Below are 13,462 nucleotides of genomic sequence, written 5' to 3' on the forward strand. Positions count from 1 at the left end.
TTTCAAGATTATTACTATCATAAGAGAAGTGCATTGTTTTAACAATGCACTTTTTCTTTATAAACAAACTGTACATTTTTGATTTTATAATTTCTTAAAGTAAAAAATGGATTTAAATCGATTAGATGTGTATATTTGTCGTTGGACTGTCATTTTCTGAATGATAGATCTCCCTATTAACAACACTTTTACTATTATACTATGAAGAAGATTTACTTTTTATTACTAACTCTTGCGTTTTCTTTTGCTGGGTTTGGGCAAACTCAAATCATTAATCAGGCCTTGACTAATGGTAGCCTTCCTGCGGGATGGACACAAGTTGATGTGACTTTTACTACTTCGGCAGGAGGATATGCCAACTTTACAACAAATTCAGCTATTCTAACAACTCCTATATTTAATTCTAGCTTATATTCATCTGTTAGAGTGGATTTCGATGTTGCAAAATTTGGAACAGGTGGTGATGGTCCGTTAAGATTAGAATATTCCATTAATGGTGGCAGTAATTGGCTGACTGCAAGCAATTCAACTACTCCTACCGATTCGAATTATCAATCAAATTCGATAACCATCAACGCTGTATCAGCCAACATGAGAATTCGTTTCAATCGGGCCCCTAGTCCATCTCAAAAAAGATTAAGAAATGTCATTGTTTATGGGATCGGGTCTGCTGCTTGCACTCCACCGTCCACACAGGCTACCGCTTATAACACCACTAACAGAACTTCGAACAGTGGCACTTTAAATTGGACACGTGGTAACGGAAACAATGTATTGGTCGTTATGCGTCAAGGAAGTGCTGTGAATACCGACCCCACTAACGGTACTAGTTATACTGCAAATGCTGCTTTTGGAAGCGGCACTCAAATAGGTACAGGAAATTATGTGGTTTATAATGGGCCTGGAACGTCAGTGAATGTTACAGGTTTGAGCGCAGAAAGCACTTACCATGTGGCCGTTTATGAATATGCCACAACAGGTACTTGTTATAATAACACTGAACTCACGGGGAATTTTACAACCTTATGTTCAACCGTCTATTCTTTACCTTTTACCGAAGGTTTTGAATCTGGCGTTCCACCCACTTGTTGGACTCAATTTACTGGCGCCAACACTTTGGGGGTTGAACAGTGGCAGAGTGATTCAAGATCTTATATTGGTTCTGCAGCCGCACTTATAAATTTTGAAAATAGCGTTGGAACAACTCAAGATTGGTTGGTAACACCTGCCATTGACATGTCTGGGTTGACTGACATTGAATTGTCGTTTTTTGGACGCGAATTGTTCAATGAGCCACCGGATTTAGGCAACACTTACACGGTTCGTGTTTCTACGACAACACCAGTTATATCTAGTTTCACAAATATTGTTGAAACTTATACTGAAGCCGATTTCAGTCTTACTTATACCAACAAAACCATTGACTTAAGTGCCTATTCAGGTCAAACTATTTACATTGCCTTTGTGATGGAACAAAATAGCGGCGATGGCTGGTTAATTGATAATATTTCTATAGACACTCCGAACACAGGTTGTACTTTTCCTGCTCTACAAGCGACTAATTTTACTGCTACAAATATCGATGGTACTGCAGGAACGGCTACAGTGAGTTGGTTCCCAGGCAACGGTAATGCCACTTTGGTTGTATTAAAAGAAGGAAGTGCGGTAGATGTTGATCCGTCTTCTGGAACAAGTTATACCGCGAACTCTGCATTCGGAACTGGTGAAGATTTAGGTTCAGGAAATTATGTTGTGTATAGCGGTGCGGGCACTTCTGTGAATATCTCTAATTTGACAGTGGATACTGAATACTTTGTAGCGGTATATTCCTACTACACTACTGGCAATTGTTATAATACAAATGAGTTGGCGGGAACTTTTTCAACTGGTACTGCAACGGGCTGTAATGCTTACACCCTACCATTTACAGAAGGGTTTGAAGGAGGTAACATACCTACTTGTTGGGAAGTTTTTGAAAATGGAGAAGCTGGAAATAATCAGTGGACGGTTAATTCTAATGATCCATATAATGGAAGCAACTTTTCGGCCTATTTGAGCTTTGATGCCGGTACAACATCAGGTGTGAACAGAGACTGGCTCATAACACCGCCAATAGATTTATCTTCTGTTTCAAATGCAGAATTATCGTTTTACACTTATACAAGTGGAGATCCAAACGATACTTTCGTTTCTAACTTTTCAGTAAGGGTATCTACTGCGTCACAAACTAATCTCAATGATTTCACCTCTATACCTTTTACAAATACAGAAAGTCAACTTGGTGCTACTTATAATCAGAAAATTATTGATTTATCTTCATATGCAGGACAGGTCATTTACATAGCTTTTGTAAGTGAACAAAATTTTCCTGATGGTGGAGAAGAATGGTTTATCGATGATATATCTATCACGGCTCCTACAAATTCTGCAGATTCTGATATCGTGGAAGCAGGCTTTGACGAGCCAGATAATATTGATTATCTCTCTTACTCTGCAGCTAATGGCTTGACAACTGCCAATGCTATCAAAATAGGTGAATTTACCATCAGAGATGGTGGCAGTGTAGCACCAGATAGCGATAGCGCTGCAACGACCTTAACGGATTTAGGCTTTACCGTACAAAACTTTGGTGATATTGCTGCCTTGGCAATTTTTGATGGCACAACCAATGTGAGTGAAGTTAGCACCGTCGCTGCTACCACAAACTTTACAGGCTTAAATCTCGTGGCGCCTGATAATGACACTAAAACTTTTAGTATCTATGCTACATTCGATTCAAGCGTTACGGATAACAATCAAATACAATTAACCATTGCATCGGCTACCGCCACAGGTTCTACTTTTGCTGCTGCTAATGCCGGTGGCGCACAAACTTCTGTTGCAGGTGATGATAACAGAATTGAAGTCACAGCAACTGAATTGGTTTTTGACCAACAACCAACAGATACCGATGTTAACGCTGTGATGTCACCATCACCGACGGTAGTCGCTGTGGATGCCAATGCCAATACCGATTTGGATTATGTCACTGTACTTTCACTTTCTACCACTGGTACATTTGCCGGAACTGCGACCACTTCAGTAGCTCCCGTTTCTGGAGTCGCAACTTTTGACAACCTTATTTTTTCAGCGGTTGGTACAGGATTTACATTAACTACTGTTTCTGGATTGACCAATGATACCAGTACCGCATTTGATATTTTAGCCATACCAACCTTCGGATGGCAAATTGATATGGTAAACCAATTCTATACCATTGATTTTGATAATACCGTAACCAACGTTACTAATGGGGCTTATACAGGAGCAGGATTTACCCCGACACCAAATGCGGGACAATTAAATTCTGGGGCTTGGGCAGTTAATGGTCTTGAAGATGGAACCTTAAATTTTGGAGGTACTCAAACTGGCAATGATTTCGCTAAAAATACGAGTGCAGGTGGAGTTACTTCTGGTGGACTATATTCATTTGAGGTTGCTTCTAACAACTTTAGTTTTGGAATTCAACCTTCGGGTTCTGACTTTACTCCTGGAACCATTGTCTTAAGAACTCAAAACCAAACCGGACAGACAGTGACCGCAATTGACTTACAATATACGATTTACGTAAACAATAATGAGTCTAGAGGGAATACCTTCAATTTTGCTTACAGTGTGAATAATAGCACTTACATACCTGAATCTAGTTTAGATTATACTTCCCCAGTAGCTCCGGATAGCAATGGATGGATCGCCGTGAACAGAAACATTTCAATTACAGGTTTGAACATAGCGAGTGGCGACTACTTTTACTTGAGATGGTTTAGTGATGATCTACCAAGTGGTTCTGGAAGCCGAGATGAGTTCGGATTGGATGATATCACAGTGGTATTCAATCCGTTAGTTACCGATAACGATTCTAACATTGTTGCAACAAGCTTTGATGAGTCAGATAACATTGATTATATTACCTACAACGCCGCTAGCGGCTTGACCACTGCCAACGCTATAAAGATTGGCGAATTCAGTATTCAAGATGGTGGCGACACTATGAGTGATGCTGACAATCTTTCAACCACTTTAACCGATGTGAGTTTTGACGTTCAGAATTTTGGAAGCATTGCTGCTCTGGCCATTTTTGACGGCACAACAAATGTTTCGGAAGTGACAAGTGTAACGGCGACTACTGGTTTTAGCGGTTTAACACTTGAAGCTTTAGATAATGGAAGTAAAGTATTTGACATTTATGCAACTTTCTCACCTGCCGTAACTGACAATTCGCAAGTGCAACTGACCATTAGCACTGCCACCGCAGCACTTACAGGTTCAGGTTTTGCTGATGCAGATGCTGGTGGAGCACAAACCTCTGTAGCAGGTGATGATAACCGTTTGGAAGTCATTGCTACTACTTTAGGTTTTGTACAACAGCCAAGTGACGTGAACATCAATCAAACTATGGATCCGGCAGTAACTGTTACTGGTGTTGATGCCAATGGTAACGCTGATGCTGACTTTAGTGGGACAGTATCTTTAACTACCACAAGTACTTTCTCTGGCACTGCCACTACTTCGGTTTCAAGCTCTGGAGGAATAGCAACCTTTACTAATTTAGGGTTTTCAACTATAGGAACCGCTACCTTAACGGCATCTTCAGCAGGATTATTGGATAGTGCTCCAAGTAATACCTTTGAGGTTACTCCTGCTACACGGTCCTTCTGGTATGAGCCATTTACGGATAACTCGCAATACACAGTCACTGCTGGAGGCGAGGGTAATGATGGAAACTCTGATTATTTCCAAATTACGGATGGCAGTAATATAGACAAGACTTACACTGGAAATAGTGGAAACTTTTTTGCTGCTCAAGACATTGATGATGGTGGATGGGCAGGAAGTGCTTCTCCAAGTCAATTGACTTGGTCCAACATTAATATTGAGCGTTATACCTCTTTAACATTCTCTGGGAAATTTGCTTCAATAGGTGGAGGAATAGATGATAATGATTATGTGATTGTAGAATACCAAATTGATGGTGGTGGATGGGTTAATCTGATTGCTTTTGAAAATGATGGTACCCCATTCAATACTGATTTAAGGGAGGATACCAATTTTGATGGAACTGGTGATGGCACCTTGCTAACGAGCGCTTTCCAAACCTTCAGCAAAGCGATTTCAACTACCGGAGCTATTTTAGATATTCGGGTTACCATGAATTTAGATTCAGGAAATGAGGACGTAGCTCTAGAAGATTTTAAATTGGCTGGTGTTGGTACAGTTTTTTATGGTAACGCAGCAACAGGATTTGGTGGACCAATCGGCAATAGTACTTTAGAAGTTTATGCTTCTTCTGGCATAACCGTGAATTTTGTCTATAATAGAGGCACAAGTGACTTTAACGATTATATGGTAATTTATATAGATAGTGAAACAGGTGGAATTACTACAACATCAGGGTTAACAGACACAGGTGACGACGGAAGAAAAGCCATATCTGGTTATGATGGAACAAATCGTTCAACAATCAATTTCCCTCCTGGATTTCAACCTGATTATGCTATTTCAATGAATAATGGTTTTGCAGGATTATTTGAAATAGCTGAGGGAGGTTCCCATAACTTTATTCAAAGTGCCAATTTGGCTCCTACCGGAAGTCCATCGGCTACGATTTATACTTTCAACATCAATTTCTCGAACATCAATACAGTGCCGGGACTTGAAAGCTTTAAGTTTTTGGCAACTTATTTAAATGGCGGAAATGCCTTCCGTTCTAATGAATCTATCGGTAGAAATAATGCAGGAGCGTCGAACCCTGGATACGGCACTATGCAAATGGAAACTTACTTTGAAGTTTCTAGTGCTCTTCAAGGAGGTTTTGCCCCTACGCAAGCAACGGGCACTTGGACAGCTGATGGTACATGGTTGAATGGAAATCCACCATTGATTACGGATGACATCACCATCGGTCATGATACCGACCAAAACATAGATGTTGCAGTCGATGGCATGACCATTAATGCTGCATTAGATATTTTGCCAAGCTACACCCTTTCAACCTCTGATGGTCTTACAGGAAGCGGGTCCTTGAATGTTTTTGGTAAATTGTCTATCACGCAAGGTGGTTTTACGGATATTTCGCCAGTTTATAATGTAGGCTCTACTTTAGAATATAAAGACATCGCAGCTGTATATAACAGATATAATGAATGGAATCTTGGAGCTGCACCAGCCAATGTGATTGTTGATAATGCAGATTTAGATATGACTAATCTATCTATTAATCCTAATGGCACTGAAGATTTCAATGTTGGCAATAACCTTTCAATAATCAATGGAGGAAGCCTTACTGTTGCTCCTGTAAAAAGTATCACCATTGGCAATACCATTAGTAACGATGGAACAGTTAATTTGAACTCAAATTCTACTCGATATTCTAGTTTAATTGCTGGTAGCGCCATTGGTTCGGGCACCTATAACTATAACCGTCATATTAATGGTCAGCCTGGAATTGGTGTTGGTACAGGCGCTAATGATTTGGTTTCTGCTCCTGTAACCGGACAAACCTTTGCTGATTTTGCTTCTGCAAATCCTAATTTGAGACAAAACCCATCTCAAACAACTCAAAAAGTATTTGGTCCATTTGATAAAGCGACAGGAACTTATTTACTGTGGGATACTGCGATAAATGGTGGCGAGATTCTTACTGCTGGAGTTGGTTATAGAGCAGCTTCAACCGATAATAACGGATTTCTATTTTCTGGAGATGTCAATACTGGAACTGTCACTTATAATATTGAAAATTCTGGACCTCAATTCGCAATCTATAATTTAATTGGAAATCCTTATCCTTCATATTTGAATGTACGTGAATTTTTAGAGTATGAAGTAGCTGCAGGAGTTGCCAATATTGATTTAATGCAAAACCCATTGAGAGCTATTTATGGTTATGATGGAGATGCATCTGGAACCGGTGGTGACGGATGGGTTATTTATAATTTGAATACCGCGACCGATGTAAATCTTGCACCTGGACAAGGATTTTTAGTGACTGCCAACGTTGATGATGTTGCGGCATATGATATTACTTTTGATCCATCGATGCGTCGTGTGGATTCAACAGATGATTTCATTCCTGGCAGATTGGCTAATGAGAATAACGTCCATTTAAGATTACAAGCTGGCATTGGAGCTTCTAACTATAAGACAGATTTTTATTTTAATGATAATTCAACATCTGGCTTGGATTCAGGATATGACGCTGGGGTTTTTGGATCAAACGCAGCCTCAAAATCGATTTATTCTCATTTGGTGTCTGATAATACTGGTGTTGATATGGCAATACAATCCTTGGCTTACGATGCTTTAGGTTCTGACATTATCATTCCTTTGGGCATAAATGTACCGCAAGGGCAGCAAGTGACTGTTAGCATTGCAGAATCGACCTTGCCTTCCAATATCGACGTTTATCTTGAAGATGCTTTGACGACTACATTTACTTTATTAAATAGTAATGATTATGTATTTACACCAAACACCAATTTGACTGATACTGGAAGATTCTATTTGAGATTTACAGATAACACATTATCAAATGGTACGACTGATTTAGATAAAATACAAATCTACACTCTAGATCAAACGTTACATATCAATGGACTTCTGAATGCTGAAAGTACGGTAAAACTTTTCGACATACAAGGACGTCAAGTACTTGCTGCTAGCCTTGAATCTGGAAGTTCCAATAACATAGTTGATGTATCTTCTGTAAGCACTGGAGTGTATATTGTTAAATTAAATAACAAAACCCAGCAAAAAACGCAACGCGTAATCATTAAATAATATATTTTAAAATATCAAAGTATATTAAAAAAAGTGCCTCCATATGAGGCACTTTTTTTTTAATATCTTATTCTCATAAACCTTATGGTGTATGGTGTTGTAAGAATATTGTATATTGTAAATTACAAAACCCTATTTACGATTATTTCGTATGTAGAATGATTTGTGATTTTTCTTTTCGACTGCACTAGAAATAGTTAGAATTATTTCCAACCTAGGAAATTTCACAAAAAATAAAATTTAATTTTATCTTTAAATTGTTAAATTTAGTTATTTTTGAAATGATTTATATATTTGCAGAATGAATAAGAAAAGTCAAGATAACAACATTACTCGCAACGAAGCCATCAAGCGAATGGGAAAATATGCCGCACTTACTGCAGTGGGTACGTTTCTTATTTTAAATCCGCAAAAAGCGCAAGCATCTTCCCCTCCAGATCCAGGAGGAGATCCTTTTAATTAGAAAATTCTTACTTTGAAGATTGAATTAGCTCCTCAACACTCACAAAAGATTGGAGACAATCATGTGTTGTGGTTTGAGAGCTCCAATAGTTACGTCGTTCTTTCCACTACTGCGTATCAGCTCCTCACGTTCTATTTGGAATCTGATGACAAACATCAATTCACATTTGCACTTCAACAACATCTCAATTTTACTTTAAAGCAAACTGAAAACTGTTTTTCAGAGTTGACTGATTTTTTAATGGCGGTTCACAAAGTAAAATCTAACGACGTTGCTCATGACAATGTCGAGAACATTCCTGATAATCTAGTTTCCATACATTACGATTTTGGCCATGCGAAGATTCGTATTGGTTACGGCTCGGAGAAACTTATAAAACTGATTCATCCTTACATAAGTCATTTATTATCTAATGATGAAAACCAAATTGATGCTGAATTCGCTATTTTCACAAAGAATGGACTAATACATCTTTTTAAAAACGGTGAGAGCATTGCACATTATGATTTTGAAAACTTCCATTTTCTTCAAGGTAAATTCACAATGGAGTTGGTTACATCGATTTATAAAAACACAGTTTCCGATTGGATGGCAACTTTTCATTCATCAACGATTACAAATGGTGAGGAAGCGATTATGATCATTGGTGCATCTGGAAGCGGAAAGAGCACTTTGTCTGCTGTACTTATGGCAAAGGGTTTCGATCTTTTAGCGGATGATTTTTCACCAATGTTAGCAGAAAATCAACACTTGTATCGATTTCCTTCTGCCATTTCAATTAAAACTGGTGCTTTCAAGATTATCGAAGATCTTTTTCCAAATTTTGAATCTTATGATCTTCAGAAAAGTATTTCGAAACCTACCAACTTAAAATATCTGCCACCACTATCTTCTTTTCATACTTCCAATCAACATTTTGAATGCAACAAAGTAGTTTTGGTAAAGTATGATAACAATGCTGTTAATGAACTAAAGGTATGTCCTTCTGAAAAAATTCTTCAAACCCTCATTCCAGATTCCTGGATTTCTCCACAAGAAGAGCATTCAAAATTGTTTCTCAATTGGCTTAAAAATCTTAAATTTTATGAGTTAAATTATTGCGATAATAATTTTGCGGTTTCAGCCTTCAAAGAATTATTTAAAATGTAATCTCATACAATGTCGATATTTAATTTAATTTTGATATTGATAAATAGGATTTTTTGGCTCAAAAACATTCATTAAAACAAACTTTTCAGCTCATTATAGACATTTTGAGTTTTGAAATTTCCACAGAACAATTAGCTGATTATTTCACAAAAAATCAAATTGATTGGGACTTAATAGTAATTGTTGCCAGTGAACATTTAATTTTACCAGCAGTATATTGTCGTTTGCAACAAAGGTCTCTGTTAGGATTTTTGCCCGAAGATTTGACTATTTATCTCAAAGAAATTACGAATCTTAATCGAGAAAGAAACAAAACATTGCTTTTTGAAGCAAAACAAGTCTCACATCTATTTAAATCGCATCAAATAGAACACGTATTTGTGAAAGGCATCGCTCTTTTGGCCGCAGACTATTATCAGGACCATGGAGAACGTATGATTGGGGATATAGATATTCTTGTAGCCTCAAAAGATATAGATAGAGCCTTTGATTTACTCACTTCAGCTGGCTACAATAAATTTTTGCCTTTTAATTATGAGGTTAAAAACTTTAGACATAAACCGCGCCAGATATCTGAAAAACATTTAGGTGCCATTGAACTACACCATCATTTAATTAGGTATGAATTTCGGAAATTGGTTGATGCCCAAGATTTTATTACAGATACAAAAGTTGTGAATCAAATTACGGTACCTAAAGCGACCAATATCGTTAAAAACAGTGTATTTGCGCATCAAATCAATGATAGGTGTTACTTTTATAATACGTTGAAACTAAAAATTTTGTATGACATTCTCGTCATTGAACATCAAGAGGAAAAACCCCTTTTGATTGGTTTGGCACAGCAAAAATATGCCTCTAGATTCATAGATTTAGCCTCAATATTCGTCCCCAAATTCAAATCCAATTTATTGACTGTTTCACAGCGACACAAACAACAACTCTATTTATGGAGTCTTGATTTTCCAAGATTTGGAAAGGCTTCCCATTGGTTAAGGGTAAAATACGTTGCGATTACAGAACGTTTTAAACTTATATTTTTCAATAATAGCTACCGTCGACACATTTTCGAAAGGCGACTCTTCAAATAGTTTTCATAAATTTCCTATAAAAAAATTCTTCCTATTTTTGTTATGTTCGCGTAATAGTCTATTTTTGGTTAAAGTTTTTTTTTATGAAAAAGGTAATTATAGTATTATTTATATCATTTTTAGGGACAAGTACCTTTGCCCAAAACCCTGGCACAAACTGGCTTTTAAGTGTTGGTGTTAATACAACAGCTAATTTTGGAACAAGAAACCCCTTTGAAGATTTAAATGACAATACTGGGCGTTTTGCCTTTAGACAACCACTTGCAGTGGGAATTGAGCGCAAGTGGACTAAATATCTGTACATTGAACAAGATGTCAGCTTGAATGGTTTTAAGGAAAACGAATATATTGATCGTGGCCGTCCTGACAAAGACTTGTTTTACTTCTCAACAAATACTACGTTAAAATACTATTTTGATGACCACATCTTTCGGAATTCTGATTGGTTAAATCTTTATGCTGGTGCAGGTGTAGGTATCTTTAATATGGAAGAATTAAATACTTCTGTGAATATTGTGTTCGGAACTGTAGTTTGGGTGAGTGATAATGTTGGTATTCGATTGGGCACCATGGGCAAATTTGCCTTTGAAGCAGATTCTCGACAGTACGATAACAATCACTATCAGTTTTTTCTGCAAGGAGTTTTCAAGCTCTAAGACTATATAAAATCATTAAAAGCCTTCCTTTGAGAAGGCTTTTTTATATCCTAAAACGGCAGTTTAGATAAATCTACATTTCCACCTGACAGAATGATACCGACATTTTTATTTCTGAAGTCATTTTCATTTTTTAAAACGGCTGCCAGCGCCACTGCACTTGAAGGTTCCACAACAATTTTTAACCTTTCGTATATCATCCTCATTGCATTTATAATTTCGTTTTCCTCAACGGTAATTATATCATTTATGTATTGTTGAATAATAGGAAAATTGATTGTTCCCAATTGTGTCTTCAAGCCATCCGCAATGGTATTTGTGGTTTCATTTTTTTCAATCTTGCCACTTTTTAAGGAACGATAAGCATCATCTACTGATGATGGTTCTGCTCCAATTACTTTACAATCCTTTCTAAAATAATGGGTCGACAAGGCCGTTCCTGCAATAAGCCCACCTCCTCCGACTGGAGCCACTACTATTTCTAGATTGGGATATTCCTCTAAAAGTTCTAAACAAGCGGTCGCATTTCCAATAATAACATCCAAATCATTCGATGGATGGATAAATGTTGCTCCTGTAGATGTAGAAACATTTCGGGCAGTGGCCTCACGATCTACTATGTTTGGTTCACATAAAGTCACGATTCCGCCATATCCTTTAACTGCTTCGATTTTAACTTTAGGGGCATTGTTGGGCATCACAATGAAGGCTTTCACTCCTAAAGATTTTGCAGCAAGTGACAAAGCCTGTGCAAAATTACCTGAAGAGTGCGTCACCACTCCCTTTTCTCTTTGGAAATTACCTAATTGCAAAATGGCATTTGTGGCACCTCTCATTTTGAATGCGCCCATTCTTTGAAAATTTTCGCACTTAAAAAAAATTTTTGAATTTGTCAGTTCGTTAATGAATGTTGAGGATAGAACAGGCGTATGATGGATGTATGGAATTATGCTTTTATGACAATCCAAAATGATTTTTTTTTCCATAAAAATCGTAGAGATTACAATTGAAATTAATATCCAGCGAAATTAAAATTAAGCATTTGCTTTGTTTTATTATATATTTCTGGGAATTGCGCACGAAACTCGGATGGAGATTCTATGAAAGTTTCTATAATAACCGCTACAAATTCATATTGATTGGTATATGCATAATCCCTAAAATAACGTGATTCTATCAATGATTTGCGAAGACTCTCTTCATTGGCCAATAATTCTGTCAATTCTTTAAAGGAATCCGAAAAAATGGTCGAGCTTACATCTCTCTCTTTAATACTATTGAGATGGATGGCATGTGCAAATTCGTGAATCCCTAAATTGATTTTATCAGTATCATTTTCAAAACCCTTTTTAAAGTCTTTCCATGACAGCACTAAAGTTTCAAGCTTTGGGTTGAATTCGCCTTTATGATAATTTTCGTTGGTTAATGAGTAGAACTCGTCTGGATAGATGAATATCTTATCAATCAACCCAATATAGAAGTCCCTAAAACCAAATGTAAGCATTACCGCAGTTGCAGAAATCAAAACCTTCATTTCATCTGTTACCACCAATTCCTCTCTTCCAAAAAACCTTTTATCACTAATGAAAGATGCCACTCTATGCTCAAAATATCGTTGATGCTTTGGCTTCAATTTTTGGTAGAACTTAAATTGATTTACCATTATTCTTTTCTGGACTGGTGACAACTTCTTTAAAAAAAATGGTGTGTAAACGTAAAAAGGTTTTTTATTACGCAACACATAACCCATCTCGAACATTTTCAATGCAAAATTCAAAAGCATCACACATAAAACGGCAAAGAAAATCCCTACGATAACTCTCCCTCCAAAGGTAAATTGTTCAGTGAATAGAATATGTGTCATGATTTCATAACGTTACTTTAACCTATACATTGTGAGGGAAATATCAATTAAGAAGATTAAATATACAAAAGAAACAAACAAAATTTCAGGAGAATTAATTTTTAAATTGTTATATTAAAAAAAACTATTAGTTTTAAACTCAAAACTCTAAAAAATCTTTAATTATGGACAGAAGAAAGTTTATAAAGAAATCAGGTCAGGCCATTTTAGCTGTTTCTGCCATTTCAATTACTGCATCCATGGCAACTGCTTGTAGTTCTGATGATGACAGTAATTTTGGAGATGGATATTATGATGACGGATATTACGACGATGGTTATTATGACGATGGCTATTATGATGATGGTTATTATGATGATTAATATCTTAAGGCTAGTATAGATAGATTCTCAAATTTTTTGAAAAATGAAATTCGTTTGGAATA

General features: G+C 36.9%; 8 protein-coding genes. 6 read left to right on the forward strand and 2 right to left on the reverse strand.

From position 1 onward, the window contains the following. Positions 1-201: 201 nt before the first annotated feature. The 5 genes from M0G43_RS06630 to M0G43_RS06650 all read left to right on the forward strand — a co-directional run bounded on the left by M0G43_RS06630 (position 202) and on the right by M0G43_RS06650 (position 11,174). The gene (locus M0G43_RS06630; protein ID WP_248024576.1) at positions 202-7,815 is read left to right on the forward strand and encodes a T9SS-dependent choice-of-anchor J family protein; all 7,614 of its coding nucleotides are present in this window, start codon (positions 202-204) and stop codon (positions 7,813-7,815) included. 301 nt (positions 7,816-8,116) lie between these two features. Continuing rightward, positions 8,117-8,278 (forward strand): hypothetical protein, encoded by a 162-nt coding sequence (locus M0G43_RS06635; RefSeq protein WP_248024577.1) that lies wholly within the window; start codon positions 8,117-8,119, stop codon positions 8,276-8,278. 12 nt (positions 8,279-8,290) lie between these two features. Then, positions 8,291-9,427 carry a hypothetical protein gene (locus tag M0G43_RS06640; RefSeq protein WP_248024578.1) on the forward strand — a complete coding sequence of 379 codons (1,137 nt, stop codon included), beginning with the start codon at positions 8,291-8,293 and terminating at the stop codon, positions 9,425-9,427. Between the two features lie 53 nt (positions 9,428-9,480). Next, positions 9,481-10,518, forward strand: coding sequence for a nucleotidyltransferase family protein (locus M0G43_RS06645; protein ID WP_248024579.1), 1,038 nt, complete (start codon positions 9,481-9,483; stop codon positions 10,516-10,518). An 83-nt stretch (positions 10,519-10,601) separates the two neighbouring features. After that, positions 10,602-11,174 carry a hypothetical protein gene (locus M0G43_RS06650; RefSeq protein WP_248024580.1) on the forward strand — a complete coding sequence of 191 codons (573 nt, stop codon included), beginning with the start codon at positions 10,602-10,604 and terminating at the stop codon, positions 11,172-11,174. A 50-nt stretch (positions 11,175-11,224) separates the two neighbouring features. Here M0G43_RS06650 and M0G43_RS06655 read toward each other — a convergent pair whose 3' ends face one another. Then, complete coding sequence (locus M0G43_RS06655; RefSeq protein ID WP_248024581.1) at positions 11,225-12,160, reverse strand: pyridoxal-phosphate dependent enzyme; 936 nt, start codon at positions 12,158-12,160, stop codon at positions 11,225-11,227. 26 nt (positions 12,161-12,186) lie between these two features. Continuing rightward, positions 12,187-13,038: a zinc-dependent peptidase gene (locus M0G43_RS06660; protein WP_248024582.1), complete on the reverse strand. Its 852-nt coding sequence runs from the start codon at positions 13,036-13,038 to the stop codon at positions 12,187-12,189. 164 nt (positions 13,039-13,202) lie between these two features. Here M0G43_RS06660 and M0G43_RS06665 point away from each other — a divergent pair, with 164 nt between their 5' ends. Next, on the forward strand, positions 13,203-13,400 hold the full coding sequence (locus tag M0G43_RS06665) for a hypothetical protein (protein ID WP_248024583.1): 198 nt from the start codon (positions 13,203-13,205) through the stop codon (positions 13,398-13,400). The last annotated feature ends 62 nt before the right edge of the window (positions 13,401-13,462 follow it).

The sequence above is a fragment of the Subsaxibacter sp. CAU 1640 genome (genome assembly GCF_023156585.1).
Lineage (GTDB): Bacteria > Bacteroidota > Bacteroidia > Flavobacteriales > Flavobacteriaceae > JBPOFM01.